At 26.8% G+C, this 22,159-nt stretch carries 22 protein-coding genes; 9 read left to right on the top strand and 13 right to left on the bottom strand.

What is annotated here, in order from left to right; genetic code table 11:
* Window positions 1-134: 134 nt before the first annotated feature.
* The 6 genes from GQV94_RS03500 to ileS form a co-directional block, all read right to left on the bottom strand.
* A complete protein-coding gene (locus GQV94_RS03500; protein WP_200169574.1) occupies window positions 135-1,955 on the bottom strand; it encodes a motility associated factor glycosyltransferase family protein in 1,821 nt (606 codons plus the stop codon).
* 18 nt (window positions 1,956-1,973) lie between these two features.
* Complete coding sequence (locus GQV94_RS03495; protein WP_200169573.1) at window positions 1,974-2,759, bottom strand: carbon-nitrogen hydrolase family protein; 786 nt, start codon at window positions 2,757-2,759, stop codon at window positions 1,974-1,976.
* Window positions 2,752-2,925, bottom strand: a complete 174-nt coding sequence (gene xseB, locus GQV94_RS03490; RefSeq protein ID WP_200169572.1) for an exodeoxyribonuclease VII small subunit — start codon at window positions 2,923-2,925, stop codon at window positions 2,752-2,754. The genes GQV94_RS03495 and xseB overlap by 8 nt, the downstream gene beginning before the upstream one ends.
* Window positions 2,922-4,379 (bottom strand): IMP dehydrogenase, encoded by a 1,458-nt coding sequence (guaB, locus tag GQV94_RS03485; RefSeq protein ID WP_200169571.1) that lies wholly within the window; start codon window positions 4,377-4,379, stop codon window positions 2,922-2,924. The genes xseB and guaB overlap by 4 nt, the downstream gene beginning before the upstream one ends.
* Before the next feature lie 8 nt (window positions 4,380-4,387).
* The gene (gene gatA, locus GQV94_RS03480; RefSeq protein ID WP_200169570.1) at window positions 4,388-5,752 is read right to left on the bottom strand and encodes an Asp-tRNA(Asn)/Glu-tRNA(Gln) amidotransferase subunit GatA; all 1,365 of its coding nucleotides are present in this window, start codon (window positions 5,750-5,752) and stop codon (window positions 4,388-4,390) included.
* Between the two features lie 106 nt (window positions 5,753-5,858).
* Window positions 5,859-8,615: an isoleucine--tRNA ligase gene (gene ileS / locus GQV94_RS03475; RefSeq protein ID WP_200169569.1), complete on the bottom strand. Its 2,757-nt coding sequence runs from the start codon at window positions 8,613-8,615 to the stop codon at window positions 5,859-5,861.
* A gap of 103 nt (window positions 8,616-8,718) precedes the next feature.
* Between ileS and GQV94_RS03470 the strand changes: the two genes are divergently transcribed.
* From GQV94_RS03470 to GQV94_RS03455, 4 genes are all read left to right on the top strand, one after another.
* On the top strand, window positions 8,719-9,807 hold the full coding sequence (locus GQV94_RS03470; RefSeq protein WP_200169568.1) for a CinA family protein: 1,089 nt from the start codon (window positions 8,719-8,721) through the stop codon (window positions 9,805-9,807).
* A 218-nt stretch (window positions 9,808-10,025) separates the two neighbouring features.
* On the top strand, window positions 10,026-10,550 hold the full coding sequence (pgsA, locus tag GQV94_RS03465) for a CDP-diacylglycerol--glycerol-3-phosphate 3-phosphatidyltransferase (RefSeq protein ID WP_200169567.1): 525 nt from the start codon (window positions 10,026-10,028) through the stop codon (window positions 10,548-10,550).
* Complete coding sequence (rseP, locus tag GQV94_RS03460) at window positions 10,547-11,650, top strand: RIP metalloprotease RseP (RefSeq protein WP_200169566.1); 1,104 nt, start codon at window positions 10,547-10,549, stop codon at window positions 11,648-11,650. Before pgsA ends, rseP begins: the two co-directional genes overlap by 4 nt.
* A complete protein-coding gene (locus GQV94_RS03455; RefSeq protein ID WP_200169565.1) occupies window positions 11,647-12,501 on the top strand; it encodes a VirK family antimicrobial peptide resistance protein in 855 nt (284 codons plus the stop codon). Before rseP ends, GQV94_RS03455 begins: the two co-directional genes overlap by 4 nt.
* Here the strand turns inward: GQV94_RS03455 and GQV94_RS03450 are convergent.
* Window positions 12,494-13,495, bottom strand: coding sequence for a sugar phosphate isomerase/epimerase family protein (locus GQV94_RS03450; protein ID WP_200169564.1), 1,002 nt, complete (start codon window positions 13,493-13,495; stop codon window positions 12,494-12,496). The two genes, GQV94_RS03455 and GQV94_RS03450, sit on opposite strands and share 8 nt — an antisense overlap.
* Window positions 13,492-14,766 carry an MFS transporter gene (locus GQV94_RS03445; RefSeq protein WP_200169563.1) on the bottom strand — a complete coding sequence of 425 codons (1,275 nt, stop codon included), beginning with the start codon at window positions 14,764-14,766 and terminating at the stop codon, window positions 13,492-13,494. Before GQV94_RS03445 ends, GQV94_RS03450 begins: the two co-directional genes overlap by 4 nt.
* 211 nt (window positions 14,767-14,977) lie before the next feature.
* Here GQV94_RS03445 and rpsF point away from each other — a divergent pair, with 211 nt between their 5' ends.
* From rpsF to rpsR, 3 genes are read left to right on the top strand one after another with little or no spacing between them, the layout of a single operon-like run.
* Window positions 14,978-15,355 carry a 30S ribosomal protein S6 gene (rpsF, locus tag GQV94_RS03440; protein WP_200169562.1) on the top strand — a complete coding sequence of 126 codons (378 nt, stop codon included), beginning with the start codon at window positions 14,978-14,980 and terminating at the stop codon, window positions 15,353-15,355.
* Between the two features lie 8 nt (window positions 15,356-15,363).
* Entirely contained in the window at window positions 15,364-15,906 is a 543-nt protein-coding gene (locus tag GQV94_RS03435; RefSeq protein ID WP_200169561.1) for a single-stranded DNA-binding protein, read from the top strand.
* An 11-nt stretch (window positions 15,907-15,917) separates the two neighbouring features.
* Complete coding sequence (gene rpsR / locus GQV94_RS03430; protein ID WP_131162951.1) at window positions 15,918-16,178, top strand: 30S ribosomal protein S18; 261 nt, start codon at window positions 15,918-15,920, stop codon at window positions 16,176-16,178.
* A gap of 3 nt (window positions 16,179-16,181) precedes the next feature.
* Here rpsR and GQV94_RS03425 read toward each other — a convergent pair whose 3' ends face one another.
* From GQV94_RS03425 to fliW, 5 genes are read right to left on the bottom strand one after another with little or no spacing between them, the layout of a single operon-like run.
* A complete protein-coding gene (locus tag GQV94_RS03425; protein WP_200169732.1) occupies window positions 16,182-16,637 on the bottom strand; it encodes a hypothetical protein in 456 nt (151 codons plus the stop codon).
* Window positions 16,634-17,326: a type II secretion system protein gene (locus tag GQV94_RS03420; RefSeq protein ID WP_200169560.1), complete on the bottom strand. Its 693-nt coding sequence runs from the start codon at window positions 17,324-17,326 to the stop codon at window positions 16,634-16,636. The genes GQV94_RS03425 and GQV94_RS03420 overlap by 4 nt, the downstream gene beginning before the upstream one ends.
* Entirely contained in the window at window positions 17,323-17,622 is a 300-nt protein-coding gene (locus GQV94_RS03415) for a hypothetical protein (RefSeq protein WP_200169559.1), read from the bottom strand. The genes GQV94_RS03420 and GQV94_RS03415 overlap by 4 nt, the downstream gene beginning before the upstream one ends.
* Window positions 17,623-18,357, bottom strand: coding sequence for a pyrroline-5-carboxylate reductase (locus GQV94_RS03410; RefSeq protein ID WP_200169558.1), 735 nt, complete (start codon window positions 18,355-18,357; stop codon window positions 17,623-17,625). It abuts the gene before it with no gap.
* A gap of 15 nt (window positions 18,358-18,372) precedes the next feature.
* Window positions 18,373-18,762, bottom strand: coding sequence for a flagellar assembly protein FliW (gene fliW, locus GQV94_RS03405; protein ID WP_200169557.1), 390 nt, complete (start codon window positions 18,760-18,762; stop codon window positions 18,373-18,375).
* Between the two features lie 165 nt (window positions 18,763-18,927).
* Here fliW and bamD point away from each other — a divergent pair, with 165 nt between their 5' ends.
* Both bamD and lon read left to right on the top strand, forming a co-directional pair.
* Window positions 18,928-19,578 carry an outer membrane protein assembly factor BamD gene (gene bamD, locus GQV94_RS03400; protein WP_200169556.1) on the top strand — a complete coding sequence of 217 codons (651 nt, stop codon included), beginning with the start codon at window positions 18,928-18,930 and terminating at the stop codon, window positions 19,576-19,578.
* A 9-nt stretch (window positions 19,579-19,587) separates the two neighbouring features.
* Window positions 19,588-21,963: an endopeptidase La gene (lon, locus tag GQV94_RS03395; protein ID WP_200169555.1), complete on the top strand. Its 2,376-nt coding sequence runs from the start codon at window positions 19,588-19,590 to the stop codon at window positions 21,961-21,963.
* Window positions 21,964-22,159 lie beyond the last annotated feature (196 nt).

Below are 22,159 nucleotides of genomic sequence, written 5' to 3'. Positions count from 1 at the left end.
GCCTCAAATATCTTAAGAAATCAAAAGTAAAAATTCTAACACTTTTTCACTAAAATACCCCTAAAAAATCTTGATAAAAAATATCTAAAAAATTTTAAATTTCTTAGATAAAAATCACTTTATAAAATTAAAATTTATTTATATTGTCCTATACTTAAAGCTTCAAGGATATTTTCATACTTAGTGTTTAATTTTTCTAAAAATTCTTGCAACCATTCTTTATAAGCTTTTATATAAGCAAACAAATATTCTCTCTCATCATTCTTATCTCTTATAGCGCAAGAAATCAAATAGCCACGATAAACAAAATTACCTCTTAAAGCTTCATCTTGCACAAACTCATCATTTGCTAAAGTATTATTAAAACTACTTATATTTTGATAAACATTTTGTAAAAATTCTAAAGGTAAAATAATATCTTTGCTTAAGATATTATCTAATGCTTCTTTTAAAGTTTTAGCATCATTTAATAAATTTTCACAAGTTTGCTTATCTTGTTTTAATTTTTCAAAGAATTTAGCAATGAGTTTAGCACTTCTATTTTTAGTTAAGGGTTTTAAATTTTCAAATTTAGGTTTTTCTTTATGAAGTAAAGTTTCGCAAGCATTTTTAAAAGATACTTCTTTTGTAAAATTTATCCTTGCTCCACCTTCTGTGGCATTATAAAAATTTACTTCTTTATTGCAAGCAAAAAGGTATTCTAATTTGATACGATAATCATTCCAAAATATATGTGTTTTAATCTGTTTATTTCCGCCATACGCTTCAATTTCTAATGTATCGCTAAGATATTCTTCTTTAGATTTTTCTGTGTAATAATAACCTTTTGAATGCGAATTTCCTTTCTCATCATAAGCTAAATCTTGTCCTATCATAATAATATTTTTAAATCCTAAAGCAAGAGCTAGAGTATAAGAGAAATGACTTACATGAGTTCCTGTATCTATATAGCCAAAATCATTTAAATGATAACGCATATACAAAGGTTTATTTCTAATACAAAGAATAATTTTTTCTTTTTTTAAAAAATCAACAACATTTGGTGATGTTGCACATTCGAGCATTATTAAAGTATTATTTAAATTAGATATTTTTTCAAAAAAATTAATTGCCCAATCAGAAAAATCTAAATTTGTTACATAATCAGGCTTGATATCTTCTTTAAGCAAGATGTTTAAAGCTCCATCAGCACAAAAAATAAAAGCTTTATTTTGATATTTTTTAAGTAAAGGAAGTTGTTTAGTAAGTGAAGGTCCTGCTGAAACTACTATGGCTGTATCAAAAGCATTTTTTCTTTGAGCTATAAGTCTTTGAAAAGGAATATTTTCTAACATTGTAGGGATATTACAAAGAAATTGTTTATAAGTTAAAAGAGGAAGATAACAAGTTCTATCAGCATTTCTTATAGCTACATCAGCTGTTTTTATACATATCTCATTAACTTTTAATATCTCATTATTAAAAAAATCTTTATAATATAAAGAACTAATAAAAAGCTTATATAAACTTAAATATTCAAGTATATCTTGATGATCGAAAAACATAGCAACTTGAATTTCAAAATCAAAAGCATTAGGATCAAATAAAATAATTTTATAATTTTTTAATTCTTCGCTGATATCTACAATATTTAAAGCTAAAATTAAAAGTTCAATTTCACTTTCAAAAACAAAAATATGTTTATATTTATAACTTAAATTTTTAATCAATTCCCCATTAGCTATACCATAGATAAAAATAAAAGGATAATTTTTACTTCCATTAGAAATAGAATCAATAAATTGATTCATTTGCTCCTTATTTTCATATAAATACCTTTTTTGAGAGTCATAAATATTTAAATTTTCATCTATTCTAAAGCTTAATTTTGACTGATTTAAAAAGCTTAAGATTTTTAAAGCAAGATCATAATTTGAGATCTTTAAACTTTCTATATTTTTAAAAAAAATATCCACATTTAATCCTAAGAAATATCAAATTTTATTTTTTATAATTTTATCAAATCCCCATAAATTTCTTGCTTCGTTAGCTTTTTTTGGTTCTACAATAAGCATTTCTTCTTCATTTCCAAGCTTTTCTTCTATCTCCCCAAAAGCATTAATAAACATAGTATCGCCATAAAAATTCCATTCTTCACTATGTTTTGAAGTCCCTATACGATTAACCCTTAAAACACTAGTATGATTTAAAAAGGCTCTTATTTTTAAAAGCTCTTCCCAACGTTTTTTACTTTCAAATGTGGAGGCAGTAGGAATAATAACAAGATCAATCTTTTTTTCCATAATTTTTTTCCAAAAAATATCAAAATGAGCCTCAAAACCAAAAATTAATGCACACTTTAATCCTTCATAGCTAAAATGAAAAAGTTTAAGTTCATCTTGTTCTTTATTGTTAAAAAAAGCCTTTTCATTCCAATGAGTATAGGGTATTAAAATTTGTTGTTCATAAATTTTAATCATCTTAGGTGAAACTTTAAGACAGGTTTTTTTATATCCTTTAGTTTCCACGCTAATAAAAGGTGCAATAATTTCTAAATCATATTTTTTAGAAAGTTTTATAAGACTTTCTTTTTTAACTTCGCTTTGTTCTTTAATCATACTTTTTGGCATAGAAAGTAATTCTGTAAAAAAGCTATTGATAACATATTCTCCAAGTACAACTAAATTTGCACCACTTTCTTTTGAAGCTTGTAAATAATAATCAAGTCTTGACTCACTCAAAGCCAAAGTAGGAAATTGTAAAGCAGCTATTTTACTCATTGATTTTTTCCACCTCTAATTTTGCTTTATCTAATTCCATTCTAGCTTTTTTGATATTTTCTAAACCAATTTTATAAATTTTAATACTTTCATTTAAAGTTAATTCATCATTGTTTAATTTCTCTAAAGCTTCATTAGCTTTTTCTAATTTTTCCTCAAAACTCATTGATTATTTACCTTATAATTTGGTGCTTCGTGTGTAATAGTTACATCATGAACGTGACTTTCTTTTAAACCTGCACTAGTAATTTCTACGAATTCAGCTTTTTCTTTAAATTCTTGTATATCCTTTGCTCCTACATAACCCATAGAAGATCTCAAGCCCCCTAAAAGCTGATGAACCACATCTTTAATGCTTCCAACATAAGGCACACGTCCTTCTATGCCTTCTGGAACTAATTTCTCTTGTGCTGTTCCTTCTTGAAAGTATCTATCAGAGCTCCCTTTTTGCATAGCACCAAGAGAACCCATACCTCTATAAGTTTTGTATTGTCTTCCTTGATAAGTAAAAAGCTCTCCTGGGCTTTCATTTGTTCCAGCAAGCAATGAACCTATCATCACAGAACTTGCCCCAGCAGCTAAAGCTTTGGCAATATCTCCAGAATATTTTATCCCACCATCTGCTATAACAGGAACATTAAATTTAGCAGCTTCTAAAGCACACTCATCAATAGCTGAAATTTGAGGAACTCCAACTCCTGAAACAATCCTTGTTGTACAAATACTCCCAGGTCCAATACCTACTTTAATAGCATCAACACCTAATTCACATAAAGCTTTAGCAGCTTTTGCAGTAGCTATATTACCAGCTATTATATCTACATTAGAATAAGTTTTTTTAAGTTCTTTTATAGTATCCATAATTCCTTTTGAATGCCCATGAGCTGAATCAAGGACTATAGCATCAACACCTGCTTCAATTAAAGCTTTAGCCCTATCCATTTGACCCACTCCAATTGCAGCTGCTACACACAATCTTCCTAAATTATCTTTATTTGCATTAGGATATTCTTTTCTCTTTTTAAGATCTTTTATAGTAATAAGACCTTCAAGATATCCTTTCTCATCTACTATAGGAAGTTTTTCAACCTTATTAGTGCTAAAAATTTTCTCTGCATCATCCAAAGTACAACCTTTTGGAGCTGTGATTAAAGGTGGTTTAGTCATTACATTTTCAACTAAATTATTTAAATTACTTTCAAATCTTAAATCACGATTAGTTAAAATTCCTATTAATTTTTTATTTTCATCAACAACAGGAACGCCAGAAATTCTATACTCTGCCATAAGTTCTAAAGCTTCTTTAACACTAGCTTTAGCACCTATATAAATAGGATCATAAATTACTCCACTTTCACTTTTTTTTACCCTTTTAACTTCTCTAGCTTGTGAAGCTATATCCATATTTTTATGAATTACACCAATTCCACCAAGTCTTGCCATCATAATAGCTGCTCTATGTTCAGTTACTGTATCCATAGCTGCAGATACTAAAGGAATATTTAAAGTGATATTTTTGGTTAATTTTGTATCAATTTTTACCTCTTTAGGTAAAACCTCAGAATATCCTGGACACAAAAGCACATCTTCAAAAGTTAAGGCACGTTTAATGATTTTCATAATAATCCCTATTTATTTTTTATAATTTTTTCTAAATTTAATGCACCATCTAAAAGAGTTTGCTCATCAAATTGCTTACATATTAGCTGAGCTGAAATATTAAGATTATTTTTATCTTTTCCTACAGGGATACTAATACCTCCAAGTCCTGCTAAATTCACTGAAATAGTATAAACATCTTCTAAATAATTTTGCATAGGAGTTTTTTGAGTATCAAAAGAAAAAGCAGTAGTTGGGGTAACTGGCATAAAAATAAGATCACAATCTTGTAAAATATCTTTGTATTTATTTTTGATAAAAGTTCTTGCTTTTAAAGCTTTTATATAATAAGCATCATAATACCCGCTACTTAAAACAAAAGTTCCTAATAAAATACGACGCTTAACCTCATCTCCAAATCCTTCATTTCTTGTATTAATATACATTTCATTTAAGCTATCTTGTTTTTCACTTCTTCGTCCAAATCTAACTCCATCATAACGACTTAAATTTGTGCTTGCTTCAGCTGCAGCAATAATATAATATGCTGCTATATCAAATTTAGAATCAAGTAAATTTTTATAAATAATATTATGCCCATATGATTTTAATAATTCTATAGTTTTTAAAAGAGTTTGTTTTACTTCAGTACTTGCCTCATCAATATAATTTTGTATAACAGCTATAGTTAATTTTTTATCAGAATTTAAATTTGGTGCTGTTTTGGCAAATTCTATTTTAGCACTCGTGCTATCTAATTCATCATATCCTGCGATCGCATCATAAAGTAAAGCAGCATCTTCTACATTTTGAGTTAAAACACCAATTTGATCAAGACTTGAAGAATAAGTTACCAAACCATAACGACTAATGCGGCCATAACTTGGCTTAAAACCTACACATCCACAAAAAGCAGCGGGTTGCCTTACTGATCCACCTGTATCTGTTCCTAAGCTTGCCAAAGCTAAACCACTAGAAACTGCAGCAGCACTTCCGCCACTACTTCCACCTGGAACCTTGCTAAAATCTAAAGGATTTAAAGTTTTACCATAATAAGAATTTGCAGTAGAACTTCCCATAGCAAATTCATCCATATTGGTGCGTCCAAAAGGTGAAAAACCATTTTCTTTTAATTTTTTTATAGCACTTGCATCATAAGGAGAAACATAACCTTGTAAAATTTTAGAAGCACAAGTAAGCTCCCAATCTTTTACACAAATATTATCTTTAATAGCAACTGGAATACCTTCTATACTATCTGTTAAATCTTTATCTAGAAATTGTTCAACAAAGGCACCAATTTGCTTTTGCTTTTTTGCTTTTTCATTTAATTCTTTTTTTAAATTTGCAAGTTCTTCTTTAGAATATGTCAAAGCTTCTTTTAAAGTAATCATTTCTTATCCTTTGTTAATTTTATAAAAAATACAGCCAAGGCACTTAAAAGCAAAACAATAACAATCGTTACAATTATAATACTAAAAGGCATAGGTTCTAAAAACATCATAAGTCCAATACCTTAGAGCAACGATCACATAAACATTCTTCTTTTATAGCTTTAAATCTCCAACATCTTGGGCATTTATACTCTTTAGCTTTTGAAATAATAAATTTTTCATTATTAACTTCAAATTCGCTTAGAATTTCATTATTTTCATCTATGCTTATATCACTTACCATAAACCAATCAATCATTTCATCTTTATCTAAATTTAAAATAAAAGATGAAGTGGTATAAAGCTTAAGTTCTAAAGTAGATCTAATAATTTTATCTTTTTTCAAAATATCTATTTTTTCAAAGAATTTTTCTCTTGCTTCTAGCAAAAATTTATCTTCTATATCAAAAGCTATATTTAATTCTTCATTAAAACTAAGATCAAATACATCTGCTATATCATTATTTTTTATAATTTTATTACTATGCTCTAAAGCTTCATCAATGGTATAAGTGAAAAAAGGTGCTAAAATATTAAATAATTCTTTAGTAATTAAAGCCATAGCTACCTGAGTACTTCTTCTTTTTAAGCTATCTTTTTGCTCACAATAAAGTCTATCTTTGCTAATATCTAAATAAATTCCACTTAAATAAGAGCTTAAAAAATTTAGAAGATAGTTAAAACCTTTTGCAAATTCATAATTTCTAAAAGATTCTTTAGTATTTTTAAATACCATTTTAGCTTTAGAAAGTATCCATTGATCTATAAAAGAAAATTCTTTAACATTTAAATCATTTAAATCATTAATATTTGCAAGTAAAAATCTTATGGTATTTCTAATTTTTCTATATTGTTCGCTAACTTGTTTTAAAATATTATCTGAAATTTTTAAATCACTTGAATAATCACTTAATAAAACCCATAATCTTAAAATCTCTACTCCATAAGTTTTAGCAACATAATTTGGAGCTATTACATTACCTTTGGACTTAGACATTTTTTGCCCCTTTTCATCAATGCTAAATCCGTGTGTTAAAATACTCTTAAATGGACTTTGATTATTAATAGCAACACTTGTAAGTAAAGAACTTTGAAACCATCCTCTATGCTGATCACTTCCTTCTAAAAACATATCAGCAGGCAATTCTCCTGCATCATAATTACAAGATTTTAAAACAGCATTCCAAGTACTTCCACTATCAAACCAAACATCAAGTATATCATTGATCTTTTCTAAATTTTGTGCTTCATATTTTGAATTAGGCGGTAATAAATCTTTTATTTCAAGACTCCACCAAGCATCAGAACCCTGTTTTTCAAAAATATCTGCAATAAATTCTAAAATTTCATCATCCAAAATCACTTTTTTTGAATTTTTATCTCTAAAAAAGGCTATAGGGGTTCCCCAAACCCTTTGTCTTGATATACACCAATCAGGACGATTTTCAATCATAGAACCAATTCTTTTAATACCGCTTTGAGGGTAAAATTTTACTTTAGCAATTTGCTCTTTAGCACACTCTCTTAAAGTATTTCCATTTTTAAGTTCATCCATTACTATAAACCACTGCTTAGTTGCTCTATAAATTACTGGCTTATGTGTTCTCCAGCAAAATGGATAAGAATGTATAAATTTAGAAGAATGCAAAAGATGCTCTCCTAAAAGTTCTAAAATTCTTTCATTTGCTTTAAAAACGTGAAGTCCGATAAATTCATCTAATAAATCTTGTGGTAAAAGTTTTTTAAGTCTTAAAGTTTCATCATAACAACCACTATCATCTACCGGCATTATGGTTTCAATATCATATTTCAAACAAGCATAATAATCATCTTCTCCGTGTCCTGGAGCTGTATGCACAAGCCCGCTTCCACCTTCCATTAAAACATGATTTGCAAGAATTAAAATAGACTTTCTTGAATTTAAAGGATTGATTGCTTCTAGTTTTTCTAAATCTTTGGCCTGAAATTCTTTTTCTATCTCTCCTGTTGTAAGATTTTTTTCTACCATGTTTTTAAGCAAAGCTTTGGCAAAAATAAATCCTTCTTTTGTTAAAACATAAATTTCATCAGGATTTAAGGCAATAGCTTGATTTGCAAGCAAAGTCCAAGGTGTGGTAGTCCAAATTACTGCACTAGCTTTTTTTACCCCTAATTTTTCACAAGAAATTTGATCCAAATCAAAACTTACAAAAACAGAATAATCTTCTTTATCTTGATACTCTACCTCAGCTTCCGCTAAAGCAGACTTTGCAGCCCAACTCCAAAAAACAGGCTTAGATCTTTCTAGCAAAAGACCTTTTTTAGCAATCTGACATAAAGTTCTATAGATATTTGCCTCAAAAGTAAAATCCATTGTAAGATAAGGCTTATCCCAATCAGCAATGATGCCTAAGTCTTTAAATTCTTGCTTTTGAATATTAACAAATTCCTTAGCGTGCTCACGACATAATTCTCTAATTTGATTTTTACTAAGCAAATGTTTTTTATCTTGAATTTTTATCTCTACTTGTTGTTCTATAGGAAGCCCGTGACAATCCCAACCTGGAGTAAAACGAACTTTTTCGCCTTGAAAATAATGAAGTTTTATAATAGTTTCTTTTAAAATTTTATTTAAAGCGTGTCCTATATGAATATGACCATTTGCATAAGGAGGGCCATCGTGTAAAGTAAAACTTTTATTTGCATTTTTACGTTTTTGTTTTATTTTTTCATAAGCATAATTTTTATCAAACCATTTATAAAAACGTTGCTTTTCATTTTCACCTAAATTAGCCCTCATGGGAAAACTTGTATCTGGCAAAAGTAAAGTATTTTTATAATCCATAAATCCACCTAAAAAATAATGTAATTTTACTCTAAATAGCTTTAATTTAGCCTTTGTTTTTAGATATAATATTAAATTAGTATAAATATCAAGGAAATATATAATGAAACATTTGCTTTTTATTTTAGGAGATGAGATTATTGCCAATACAAATTATAAAAATTATATTTATAGAGTTTATGAAAAAAAATTTAAAGAGATAAATGAAATTAAGATCCAAAATAAAACTGATAAAGATTTACCATTTTTACTTGAAAATTTAATGCAAAAATACGATTTTATTACTATATTTTCTAGCTTTGAATATTATCCTACTGTAGCAAAAATTCTTGCAACTTTAAATGAAGATAATCTTGTTTTAGAAGAAAATACTCTTGTTCCAAGTAAATCTCTTTACGAAAAAGATAGCTTTATGATTAAATTTGCAAATTGTAAAATTAATGTTTTAAAAATTCAAACAAATCATACAATCCCAAATTTAATCGGAGAAATAACACTAAATTTTAAATATTTTTGTCTTTTTGGTATAGATAGCCAAAGTGCAAGCTTACTACTTGAAACTCTAACAAAATCTTATGAAGTAAAAATCAAAGTTACTCAGCTTTTAGAACATATAAATCTTATTAGAGTCTCAAGTTCTCAATATGGAAAACTTGAAAGTTTTTTAAAAAGTGTTCAAAATTTATTCGGACAAAAATTTTTCCTAGGAAAAGATCCTATTGAATTTATAAGTAAAAAACTCTTAGAAAAAAATATGAAAATTTCTTTCGCTGAAAGTTGTACTGGAGGGCTTTGTGCATCAACAATTACTCAAATTCCAGGAATTAGTCAAATCTTTGAAGGTTCTATTGTAAGCTATTCTAATCGTATTAAACACGAATGGCTTGGGATAAGCGAAGATATTTTAGAAAATAATGGAGCATATAGTGAAAAATGTATTTATTTTATGTTAAAAGGTATTTTTAAAACTGCTAAACCAGATTTTGCTTTAGCAATCAGTGGTATAGCAGATAAAGAAGATATTAAAGAACATAAAGCAGGAACAATTTACATTGGAGCAATGTTTAAAGATGGAACCTATATACAAGAAATACTCTATCTTAAAGGAGATAGGGAATTTGTAAAAGAACAAGCAGTTTTAGGGGCCTTTTGTTTAATGCTTAAATTAAAACCAGAAATCTTTGAATTTTAATATTTTTTTACTTTCATAGTATGTTATAATTAAATCTAACTAGTATTTAAAAAAGAATTGACAAAGATTTAAATTACTTTAAATAATAAATTAAAATATATAATATTGAGAAAATTTTAATTGTTATAAAAATTTTATTCTTATTTTTTAAAAATTTTTACCAAGTTTTTGTCTTATTTTTATAAAATATAATTAATTTTATTATTTTAAGGTTTTTTATGAATTTGCCAAATGCTTTAGCATCTTTAAGAATTATATTTGCACCCTTATTATTTTTTCTACTTACTCATTCTTTTGAAGAAATTCATCAAAGTTGGATTAATTATTTTGCGGCTTTAACTTTTTCTTTAGCTGCTTTAAGTGATTTTTTTGATGGATATATTGCTAGGACTTGGGGACAAATAACAAAACTTGGATCAATTCTAGATCCTTTAGCTGATAAAATGCTCATTTTAGCAGCATTTATTGGACTTTTAATGATGGGTAGAGCTAATGAGTGGATTATTTATATTATCTTGGTAAGAGAATTTTTTATCACAGGATTTCGCGTCGTTATGGTAAGTGAAAATTTAGATATTAGCGCATCATTTGCTGGAAAATTAAAAACCGGATTTCAAATGGTAGCTATTGGGTTTTTAATAATGCAGTGGCCCTTCGCACAAATTTTGCTTTATATTGCTTTAATCCTTACTCTTTATTCTGGCTATGAATATATTTATGCTTATATAAAAGGAAGAAAATGAGATCTTTATTATTTTTAGCTTTAATTCTTATAATAGGATTTAAATTTTATTCTATTAATTTTCTTGTTACTTTATTGGTTATTTCATTTTTAATTTTTTTCCACGAACTTGGACATTTTTTGGCAGCAAAATCTTTAGGAGTAAAGGTTGAAATTTTTAGCATAGGATTTGGAAAAAGTCTTTTAGAATATAACTTTAAAGGAACAATTTATAGATTAAGCACCTTGCCACTTGGAGGTTATGTAAAACTCAAAGGACAAGATGATATGAGACCAGGGGTTGAAAATTTAGATAAGGATAGCTATAGTGTTTTAAATCCTATAAAAAAAATTTACATACTTTTTGCAGGACCATTTTTTAATATATTTTTAGCTTTTTTACTTTATATCATAATCGCAAATTTAGGCATACAAAAATTTTCTCCTATAGTTGGAAATGTAGCTTTAGATTCTGCTGCTTTTCACGCAGGAATCCAAAAAAATGATACAATTTTAGAGATCAATAATCATAAAATTAAAAGTTTTGATGAAATTTCTAAACTAGTTAAAAATGAAAAATTACAAATTTTAATCCAAAGAAATAATGAAAAATTACAAATAGAACTAACACCAAAAATAGCATCTTCTTATAATGAATTTTTACAGCCAGTTCAAAAGCCATTGATTGGAATTTCACCAAATGGAGAGCTAAGTACTATATATTATAAAGGTTTTAGTGCTTTAAAATATGCCTATGATGAAAGTTTAAATGCTTCAACACTTATCATAAAAGGTATAGCAAAACTTTTAAGTTCTGAAATTGATGCAAAAAATTTAGGTGGCATTATCACTATGGTCGATATAACTTCTAAAGCAGCGCATAATGGTATTTCGATGCTTTTAATTATTACAGCTTTAATCTCCATTAATCTTGGAATTTTAAATCTCTTGCCTATACCTATGCTTGATGGAGGGCACATACTTTTTAATTTATATGAAATGATTTTTAAACGTAAGGTTCCACAAAAAGTTTTTGAATATTTAAGCTATGGTGGTATGGCTATTTTATTAGCCTTAATGCTTTTTGCAACATTTAATGATATTAAAAGAATAATACAATGAATCAATTTAAATTCCCTACGCCAAAATTTGATGATAAAAGTAAAATGATTAGCTTTAGACGTCGCATACGTTTTTATTTAAGAAAACTTTTATATTATCCTCAAATTAGATTTCTCGAAAAAACACTAAATATAGAAGAAAACAAACATTTAAAAAATTTTTTTAATAAACCAGAAATTTGCTATAACGCCATAAGAAGATTTTGTGATAAAAGTTTTAATGCAAATGAGCGTGTCAAAACTTTAATCTATGACGCAAATCAAGGACTTAAAAATTTTAAATTTTTACCCAAAGATCAACTTATCTTTAATTTTGGTGAAGATTTTGAACTTTATTTAGGAAAAAATCATCATGTCCACGAAGAAGGTTTTTGGGCTTTTTCTCTTAAATATCAAAAGCATATTATTGAACAATGTTGTTTTTGTTTTACTTTGGAAAACAATCTTTTAATTTCTTGCATTCAAGGTTATAAACACGCTAATTTTAATGCTTTAGATATAAATAAAATCTTTACCAAAAAATGTCATGGATCACGTCCTATAGCTTTACTTATAGAATGTGTTAAAATACTTTGCAAATGTTTAAAACTTAACGTTACACTTGGAGTTTATGAAAAAAACCAAATCAGATCTCAAAAGGGATATGATAAAGGTTATTTTGTTAATTATAAAAAAATTTGGCTTGAAAATGGAGGAAAGCTCGTTAAAATAAATAATCACAAATATTATGAGCTTTCACACGAACAAAAAAGTCTAGAAGAAATACCTAGCAATAAACGCTCTATGTATAAAAAACGTTTTATTATGTTTAAAGAAATTGGACAAAATTTAAATCAAATTTTGTCTAAATAATGCTTTTTAAATATTTAATACTTTTTTCACAACCTTGTTTTTGAAGTTTTAAAAGTTTTTCTAAATATTCATTTGAAACTTCTTGAGGATAATAATACTGCATCGCTTTTAAATCATTAAACAAAGGTTGTTCTATTTTAAAAGCTCCACTACCTAATTCTTTTACTCCACCTGTACCTTTTTCTCTTTTAAAAGTAGCACAATATGGAAAACATTGCTCTATATTTATCCTTTCTAAACCTTGATCTTTTAAAATCTTAATACAAGTTTTTATATCTAAATTACCATCACCCAAAGGAACTCCACAAACATATGCAGTATCATCTTCTATAAAAACAATATGATCTTTACAATGAGTACTAAAAGTATATTTAGCCATATTTTTACAAGCAACAATTGGATCTTCATAAGCCATCATCGAATTTCCAAAATCATACAAAAAGCCGATATTAGGATGATTGATTAAATTTAAAAGCTCAAGCAATTCAGTAGATGTTTGATACTCGTGATTTTCAATTGCAAGTTTTAAGTTATTTTTTTCTAGAAGTGGAATTAAAGCTTTAATCTCACTGTCTACGCTTAAAAATTCTTCTTTATTAAATCTTGCAGTAATTTTAGAATCATCAAAAGCCCCATCACTTGCATTTTTTACCTTTTTGGTGTTATCAGTTAAAGGCACATAAGATCTTATAATATCTGCATTTAAAATTTTACAAACTTTACTGATTTTTTCAAATTTGTTTAAATCAAAACCTTTAGCATCAATTTCACAATACATTTTATATTCATCAAGCTTAGCCTTTATCTTTAAAAGATGTTTTTCATCATCACTTCCTAAACATCCCCACTCTTCATCTAATCCAAAATCTTTAATAATATTTATAATAACACCATCGCATCCTAAATTTTTAGCAAAATCTATATAAGAAAATATATCCATTTTACCATTTTGAAACCAAAGATGCATACTTTCTGTCTCTAAACCTATTTTCATTGAATTACTCCTTGTAATTTTTTCTTAGCTATCATTTTAAGTAAAATCGAAGTTACAATAACTCCACAAATTGCAAAAAATCCCATAAGCCCAAAAACAATTTGATATCCAAACAAACCTTGAAATTTATCAATAATAAAACCATAAAGTGCAAAGCAAAAAAGTTGCGGAGAATATCCAAATATACAAGCTATACTCATAGCTGCCCCGCTAATTTCTCTTGGGATTTGAATTTCATCTACTGGAGCAAAAAATGTTGCTCTCATTGTAAAAACTAAAGCTGCAAAACCTAGAGTTAAGCTCATTCCAAAATAGATATTTAAACTGTGATGAGGCATAAAAATAAAAATCAAAATTGCAATAACGGCCAAAATAAGAGCAAAACGTAAATATTTAGTAGATGAGTGAAATTTTTTATCTGCTAAATATCCCCCAATAGGTCCGCCAACCAATTTTAAAGTATATTGATTAATGATTCCATAAGCACCTACTAAAGCTACTGGCATACCATAAATATCTTTTAAAAAAGGGATAAAATAAGTAAGCCCGCAATAAACTGAATAAATGGTAAAAATAGTTAATGATACTACCCAAATTTCTAGTGTTTTAACCGCTTTTAATACTCCATTCCAAGCAGCTTTATTTTTACTAATCTCATTACCTTTTTCATCTTTGGTATTTATTTTATCATCTTCAAGTAAAAAATAAGCCAAAATTCCAGCTACAATTACACAAGCACTATAAAAAAGTATAGCAGCTCTTAAACCACCAGCGCCTGAACCCAAAAATAAGAAAATTCCTAAAGCACTAAAAGCAACTATAGTATCAATAACTCCGCGTCCTGCTTCTAAAAATCCAAAAAGTCTTCCTTGTTGTGTAGAGTCTCCAAGCAAACGGATAGCTTTTAATAACACAGGCCAATAAATCACTTCTCCAAATAAAGAAAGTAATCCCCAAGCAATTAAAATTCCATAAAAAGAAGGAAAGGTTGAAATATAAATTCCAATAAGTCCAACACAAATTAACGATAAAGGGATAAGAATTTTTTTAGAAAATCTATCAGCAATATAAATAGAAGCAAAATTTCCGATTGTTTGAACTATACCATAAACAGATAGAGCAAGACCAATTTGAGTATTACTAAGACTCATAAATTCTTGCATAGGTACATAAAAAGCATCTTTTAATGAAGAAAGTTTAAATACAGTCCCTCCACCCATAACCAAAACAATAAAAGTAAGCCAACGAATAGGCTGTTTATTATTTGACATAATAAAACCTTTTTTAATTAATTTGAAATAAATAATAACTAAAAATAAATCAATATTAATCATATATTAAAAATTTATTATCAATGTTTAAAATTTTGTAACTTTTTGTAATAATTTTAAAAAGTATATATTAAGTATTTTTTGATATAATGTTAAGTTCCTTGCCTACAAGAGATAATCTTTAAGGCTTAATATCCACAAGGAGAAAACAATGAAACATTATGAGGTTTTATTTATTTTAAAGCCTACTTTAACAGAAGAGGAAGTAAATACTAAGTTGGAATTCATTAAAGAAGTCCTTACAAAAAATGGTGCAAGCATCGAAACAACTGTTCCAATGGGAACTAGAAAACTTGCATATAAAATTAAAAAATATGAAAGAGGAACTTATTTTGTAATTTATTTTAAAGCTCCTACAAATTTAATCAAAGAACTTGAAAGGGTTTTAAGAATTACTGAAGAAGTGATAAGATTTTTAATTGTAAAATATGAAAATAAAAAAGAAATTGCAGCATGGGAAAAGCTTAGCCAAGGTATTAAGCAATCAAAAAAAGAAATTAAACCTATAGAGGCTCCAGAAATTCAATAAGGAAAAAAATGTTTAATAAAGTTGTTTTGGTAGGAAATCTTACTAGAGATATAGATATGCGTTATGCACAAAGTGGTAATGCTATAGGAGCTTCAGCTATTGCTGTAACTAGAAGATTTACAACAAATGGAGAAAAAAGAGAAGAAACTTGTTTTATTGATATTACCTTCTATGGAAGAATGGCTGAAATAGCTAATCAATATCTCTCTAAAGGTAGCAAAATTCTTATAGAAGGTCGTTTGAGATTTGAACAATGGAGTGATCAAAATGGTCAAAATCGCTCTAAACATAGTGTTCAGGTTGAAAATATGGAAATGCTAGGTGGAAATGCTCCACAGCAAAATGGAAATTTCAATAATACAAGTAACTATAATGGAAATTATAACAACAATTATGAGAGTCAAAGCTATGATCCTTATATGAGTGATAATTTTAGAAAAAATGCTCCACAAAATGCTCCACAAAAACAAAGTCCTAGCCAAAACCAAGAAAAAATTAAAGAAATAGATATTGACGCTTACGAAAGCGATGATACAGATTTACCATTTTAAAGGAAAAAATTATGGCAGAAAAAAGAAAATACTCACGTAAATATTGTAAATATACAGAAGCAAAAGTTGAATTTATCGACTATAAAGATACTGCAATGTTAAAACACGCTTTATCTGAAAGATTTAAAATTATGCCACGTCGTTTAACTGGAACAAGCAAAAAATACCAAGAAATGGTTGAAGTTGCAATTAAACGTGCAAGACACGTGGCTCTTATCCCTTATATAGTAGATAGAAAACAAGTTAAAGAAAACCCTTTTGAAGGTTTATAATATTTACCAAGACTTCCAAAAGTCTTGGTTTGTATAAATTAACTCTTTTTTATTGATAAAAATTTCCTCATTAACTGCTTGATTTGAATTTAAAAGAATACTAATATTTATAATAATAACTCCATCTTTTGATAGATTGGCATCTTGATTGATATTTTTAAATTTAAAATTATCACACTCAGCAATAGGATAAAAATAATCAATTCTTACTATGTCATTATATTTTGGATAATTAAATTTTACAAAATCAATACATTCTTTACCTTCTTGCTTAGCTTTATATAAAAAATATTTAGAAAGTTCTTTTGCATTAAGACTTAAAATTCTAGCTTGAATATAATAATATTCATCTCTTAACATTCTTGGTATATAACTTGAAATATTAAAACTTAAATTTATAAGAAAAGAAACTAAAGTAATTAAAAAAACAACACTGATTAATATATAAGCTTTTTTCATTGATATAAAAATTTTTCCAAACATAAATTCTTATCATCTTGCGATGAACAAAGCTTTACTTTAAATCCTTTATCATTATCTTTTATAATAAAATCACTAATATTTTGCACTAATATTCCTTTTAAAACATTGTTTTTAGAAAAAGGATTAAGTTCATATTTTAATTCTTGATTTTCTAAAAAAAGAGTTAATTTTGCTTGCAAAGGCAAATAATGTCCTGTAATATTTTTATCTAAAAATAAATTTTCATTATCTATAATTAAAAATTTGTCAATATCATTTTGAAAAAGAGCATAAAAAAAATTATCATTTAAATCAAATAAATCTTTATTATTTTGATATTGAATTAACAAATTACTTTTTGGAGAATAATATCTTTTATTTTGATCTTTTAAAATAAGAGTAGAATTTATTATAATAGCTTGATTATCTTTTAAAGATAAAAGATTTTCTTTATCAAATAAAAAACAAGTTAAAATATTATCTTGTATTTTTGTTTTTAAGCATTTTTGAGTTATTCTATCTATATTAAGTAAAGCATATTTTAGATTTAAAATTGTATTTTGATTTTTTAAAGTTTCAAAATGATAAAAATAAATCTGAGATAAAATTTTTAAAATAATTACAGATAAAACAGAAAAAATAATTAAACCTAAAATAACTTCTAAAAGAGTAAAAGCTTTTTTCATTGAAAATAACTAGTATAATTTTTATCTTTAATATTTATTTTTTTTAATTCAAATAAACCATCGCTTTCATACTCCTCTAATAAATTTAAAGAACCTAAATTTGAAGTATTAATTAATATATTTTTAACTTTTGGATTATCATATAATTTTTCTTCTAAATTATAAAGTCTTTGAAAAAAACTTAAAAATTCATAATTTTTATAAATTTGTATATAAACTAAATGCAAGGAAATAAAAATAAAAGATAAAATTATTATACAAAATATAAGCTCGATAAAAGAAAAAGCCTTTTTCATCTAAGATGAACTAGAATTTAAAGCTTCCATAAAAGCAGATCTAATGGCATATTTTTCTAAGGTCTTAATACCTTTAATAGTAACACCAGCAGGGGAGCAAATTTTTTCTTTAATTAAAGCCGTATGTTTATGTAACAATAATTGTGTAAAACTTTCAAAAAGACCTTGTGTAAGTTTTATACTTAAATCCCTACTCAAACCCTCACAAACACCTCCATCGGCAATACTTTCAGCCACCAAAGCTAAAAAAGCTGGGGCGCAACCGCTAATTGCCATTGCAGCATTCATTTGCTTTTCATCGTTTAATTCGTAAATATTTCCAAAAGTTTGCAAAATTTGAAGAATTTCATCTTTAAAATGTGAATTTTTAATTAAATACGGGGTAGCAGAAGCTTTATATTTTGCTGCAATATTAGGCATAATTCTAACATAATTTTGCGCTTTAATACATTTTAAATCATCAAAAGAAATATTTGCTAAAACAGAAATAACAATCCTAGCCTTATATTTTAAAATATTTGCCATATCTTTTAAAGCGTAGGGTTTAAAAGCTAAAATAATATTTTTATTCTCTGGATTAAAATCTTTATAAAGTAAAGTTTTAAAACCTTGTTTTTCTAAATTGATAAGTTTTTCTTTGCTTCTTCCTACAATATTAACTTGATATTTTCCATATAAACCTTGAGCTAATGCGCTTGCCATAGCTCCATTTCCTAGAATATAAATATCTAGCATTTTTATTAGTTAATATTATTTTTTTATATAATCAGAAATTTTTTCTGCTTGAAAAAAACTAGGATAGTTTGTAGAATCTAAAATAACTTGAACCATACTATTATTATCTAAATTCATCACCACTGGGGCTAAAAAATTAACAGTTGAATCTTCTATAGTATCACTTATAGCTACTATATTATAAACTTTCATGTTTGATTGGGGATTTAACGCAAGTAATTCTTGGTAATAGGTTGGAATATCAAATTCATAATCAGGACGAATTAAATAAGGATTAATAAGAACAAAAGAAAATTCTTTACCATCAAGACTTTTTAATCTTACAAATACTTCATCGATAGTTGAAAATTCCATATTTTTAGTTTCTTCAAAACCTAATATAGGACATTTAACAGCCAGGGTCATTTTTTCTCCTCAAGTTTAACTTCGGATATTCTAACATAAATAAGCAATAATAATTCCAAAAAAATTAAAATTGTTTATCTAATTTTATTATAATTAATAAAAAAATAATTATAAAATGATTAGAATTATAGCAAAAATTTAACAGGATATAGAATTTATATTATGATGAAAAAAAATATTTTATTATTAGTTTTTATTTTAAGCCTTTTTTTTAGTGCTTGTAGTGTCAAAAATTCCAATGAGCTTTATAATCTAAATGCCAAAGAATGGTATGATCTGATTATTAAAGATTTAAAAGATAAGGATTTAGAAAAAGCTGATACTCATTATAATGGTATGGCAAGCGAACATATCTCAGATCCTTTACTTGAAACCGTACTTATCATTCTTGCACAAGCTCATATTGATGAAGAAGAATATCAATTAGCAGATTTTTATCTTGACGAGTACAATAAAAAATTTGGTACTTCTCAAAATATCGATTACATTCATTATTTAAAAATTAAAGCAAAATTTGATGCTTTTTCTCAACCAAATAGAAATCAAGCTTTAATGTTGGAAAGTCAAAAAGAAATAGATAATTTTCTTAAAAAATATCCTTATACAGAATACAAACCACTAGTGCAAACCATGCTTACAAAATTTAATCTTGCTATTTTTTATCTAGATGATACGATAAAAGATCTTTACAAAAGATTAGATAGAAAACAAAGTTATGAAATTTACAAAGATCGTATCGAACATTCTGAATTTTTCCATAAAAGTATCATAAAACCAGAACTTCCTTGGTATAGAAGTATATTTGAAAGTTTTTAAGGAAAGAAAATGCAAATTGAAGAAATTCAAAATTATCCAGCTATACTTCCTGTTTTAGTTGAAGATGAATTATTTTTATATCCTTTTATGATTACACCTATTTTTATAAATGACTCCCAAAATATGAAAGCTTTAGAATTAGCAATAAAAAATGAAACAATGCTTTTTGTCGCTCCATCAAAATTTGGTAATGGAAGAAATTTTGATGAAATTTTTGATTGCGGGGTAATTGGAACGATTATGAGAAAGGTTCCTTTACCAGATGGACGCGTTAAAATATTATTTCAAGGCTATGCTAAAGGAAGAATAATAAAACAAATCTCAAATAAACCTTTGGAAGCTGAGATAGATCTTATACGAGAAGATTTTTTAGAAGAAGCGAAACAAGAAGCTCTGCTTAATGTTTTAAAAGAAAAAATTAAAATTTTAACTAATATTAGTCATTATTTTTCTCCCGATCTTTTAAGAACTATAGAAGAAGGGACTGATGCATCAAGAATTTGTGATTTGATTTTAAATACTATACGCATCAAAAAACAAAAAGCATATGAATTTTTTATTCAAACTAGTCTTGAAAATAAACTTTTACAATTAATAGATCTTATAGCTCAAGAAATTGAAACAAATAAAATTCAAAAAGAAATTAAAAATAAAGTTCATTCACGCATTGATAAAGTCAATAAAGAATATTTTTTAAAAGAACAACTAAGACAAATTCAAAAAGAACTCGGTAGCGATACGCAAAAAGAAGATGAAATAAAAGAATATTACAAAAAACTAGAGCTTAAAAAGAAATACATTTATGAAGATAGCTACAAAGAAATTAAAAAACAAATAGAAAAATTTGAAAGAATTCATCAAGATAATTCAGAAGCTTCTATGATACAAACCTATATTGAAACTGCCCTTGATATACCTTTTGAAAAAATATCAAAAAGAAAACTTGATATTAAAGAAGTTTCCAAGCAATTAAACCTTGATCATTATGCTCTTAACAAACCTAAAGAAAGAATTGAAGAGTATTTTGCCGTAAGAGAACTCTTAGAAAAACGTAAAATTGCTGATAAAGACGGAGCTAAAGTGATTCTTTGCCTCTATGGTCCTCCAGGTGTTGGAAAGACTTCTTTGGCTAATTCAGTTGCAAGAGCTTTAAAAAGAGAATTAGTGCGTATTGCACTAGGGGGGCTTGAAGATGTTAATGAGTTAAGAGGACATAGAAGAACTTATATAGGAGCAATGCCAGGACGCATTGTTCAAGGACTTATAGAAGCTAAACAGATCAACCCTATAGTTGTTTTAGATGAAATTGATAAGTTAAATAGAAATTTTAGAGGCGATCCAAGTGCTGTTTTACTTGAAATTTTAGATCCTGAGCAAAATACCAAATTTAGAGATTATTATCTTAATTTTAATATAGATTTAAGTAAAATCATTTTTATTGCAACTGCTAATGATATTAGCAATATTCCTGGTCCTTTAAGAGATAGAATGGAATTTATAGAATTAAGTTCGTATACACCTAATGAAAAATTCCAAATTGCTAAAAAATACCTTATACCTAGTGAAATCAAAAAACACGGTCTTAAAAGTAATGAACTAAATATCAATGATAGCACAATAGAACTCATAATCAATGAATATACCAGAGAATCAGGCGTAAGGAATTTAAGACGCAAAATCGCTGAACTTTGTCGCAAAAGTGCAAAAAAACTTCTCTTAGAAAATATTAAAAAAGTAAATATCAATCAAAAGAATCTTAAAGAATTTTTAGATAAAAAAGTATATGAAATTCAAAAACGAGAACAAAAAGATCAAATTGGTCAAGTTAATGGACTTGCTTGGACTCCAGTAGGTGGAGATGTCTTAAAAGTTGAAATCATTAAAATTAAAGGCAAAGGAGAACTCATCCTAACAGGAAGTTTAGGAGATGTGATGAAAGAATCCGCTAAAATAGCATTTAGTGTAATAAAAGTTTTAATTGATGAAAAAAAATTAAAAATCCCTCAAAAAATGTTTTATAACACAAAAGAAAGTATTTACAATCAATATAATTTACACATTCACGTTCCAGATGGTGCCACTCCAAAAGATGGACCAAGTGCAGGTATAACAATTAGCACAGCAATTGCTTCTATATTTAGTGGAAAAAAAGTAAAATGCGATGTTGCTATGACAGGAGAAATTGATCTTAGTGGAAAAGTCTTGCCTATAGGAGGACTTAAAGAAAAATTAATAGCAGCTTATAAAGCAGAAATTAAAACCGCTTTAATCCCTAAGAAAAATTACGAAAGAGATTTAAAAGATATACCTGAAGAAGTTCTTAACAACATGCAAATTATCGCTGTTGATAGTTTTGATGAAGTTTTAAAATACGCCTTAATTTAAAATCAATTTTATTATAAATAAAAAAATTTTTTATTTATAATATTTTATATATTTTTATCAATTTTAATAAAAATTACACAGCTAAATACCCTAGTAAAAAGCTTAAATAGATTTTAAAACCTATAAATTTATATTTCTATCTAAAATAAAAATCTTAAAATGTCTATCTTATTTCAAGAAAATGATAATTCTTTTA

Origin of the sequence: Campylobacter sp. TTU_617 (genome assembly GCF_016599045.1) — a bacterium.
Classification (GTDB): Bacteria; Campylobacterota; Campylobacteria; order Campylobacterales; family Campylobacteraceae; genus Campylobacter_D.
This window is presented reverse-complemented; position numbering and strand designations above follow the sequence as displayed.

What these genes read in the sequence shown, in the direction of transcription:
- gatA (WP_200169570.1), bottom strand. Translation starts at nt 5,752, where the DNA reads ATGATTACTTTAAAAGAAGCTTTGACATATTCTAAAGAAGAACTTGCA.
- GQV94_RS03420 (WP_200169560.1), bottom strand. Translation starts at nt 17,326, where the DNA reads ATGAAAAAAGCTTTTACTCTTTTAGAAGTTATTTTAGGTTTAATTATT.
- GQV94_RS03450 (WP_200169564.1), bottom strand. Translation starts at nt 13,495, where the DNA reads ATGAAAATAGGTTTAGAGACAGAAAGTATGCATCTTTGGTTTCAAAAT.
- pgsA (WP_200169567.1), top strand. Translation starts at nt 10,026, where the DNA reads ATGAATTTGCCAAATGCTTTAGCATCTTTAAGAATTATATTTGCACCC.
- lon (WP_200169555.1), top strand. Translation starts at nt 19,588, where the DNA reads ATGCAAATTGAAGAAATTCAAAATTATCCAGCTATACTTCCTGTTTTA.
- GQV94_RS03415 (WP_200169559.1), bottom strand. Translation starts at nt 17,622, where the DNA reads ATGAAAAAGGCTTTTTCTTTTATCGAGCTTATATTTTGTATAATAATT.
- ileS (WP_200169569.1), bottom strand. Translation starts at nt 8,615, where the DNA reads ATGGATTATAAAAATACTTTACTTTTGCCAGATACAAGTTTTCCCATG.
- GQV94_RS03410 (WP_200169558.1), bottom strand. Translation starts at nt 18,357, where the DNA reads ATGCTAGATATTTATATTCTAGGAAATGGAGCTATGGCAAGCGCATTA.
- rpsR (WP_131162951.1), top strand. Translation starts at nt 15,918, where the DNA reads ATGGCAGAAAAAAGAAAATACTCACGTAAATATTGTAAATATACAGAA.
- guaB (WP_200169571.1), bottom strand. Translation starts at nt 4,379, where the DNA reads ATGAAAATCATTAAACGTGCCTTAACTTTTGAAGATGTGCTTTTGTGT.
- GQV94_RS03495 (WP_200169573.1), bottom strand. Translation starts at nt 2,759, where the DNA reads ATGAGTAAAATAGCTGCTTTACAATTTCCTACTTTGGCTTTGAGTGAG.
- rpsF (WP_200169562.1), top strand. Translation starts at nt 14,978, where the DNA reads ATGAAACATTATGAGGTTTTATTTATTTTAAAGCCTACTTTAACAGAA.
- GQV94_RS03435 (WP_200169561.1), top strand. Translation starts at nt 15,364, where the DNA reads ATGTTTAATAAAGTTGTTTTGGTAGGAAATCTTACTAGAGATATAGAT.
- fliW (WP_200169557.1), bottom strand. Translation starts at nt 18,762, where the DNA reads ATGACCCTGGCTGTTAAATGTCCTATATTAGGTTTTGAAGAAACTAAA.
- GQV94_RS03455 (WP_200169565.1), top strand. Translation starts at nt 11,647, where the DNA reads ATGAATCAATTTAAATTCCCTACGCCAAAATTTGATGATAAAAGTAAA.
- GQV94_RS03425 (WP_200169732.1), bottom strand. Translation starts at nt 16,637, where the DNA reads ATGAAAAAAGCTTATATATTAATCAGTGTTGTTTTTTTAATTACTTTA.
- rseP (WP_200169566.1), top strand. Translation starts at nt 10,547, where the DNA reads ATGAGATCTTTATTATTTTTAGCTTTAATTCTTATAATAGGATTTAAA.
- xseB (WP_200169572.1), bottom strand. Translation starts at nt 2,925, where the DNA reads ATGAGTTTTGAGGAAAAATTAGAAAAAGCTAATGAAGCTTTAGAGAAA.
- GQV94_RS03445 (WP_200169563.1), bottom strand. Translation starts at nt 14,766, where the DNA reads ATGTCAAATAATAAACAGCCTATTCGTTGGCTTACTTTTATTGTTTTG.
- bamD (WP_200169556.1), top strand. Translation starts at nt 18,928, where the DNA reads ATGAAAAAAAATATTTTATTATTAGTTTTTATTTTAAGCCTTTTTTTT.
- GQV94_RS03470 (WP_200169568.1), top strand. Translation starts at nt 8,719, where the DNA reads ATGAAACATTTGCTTTTTATTTTAGGAGATGAGATTATTGCCAATACA.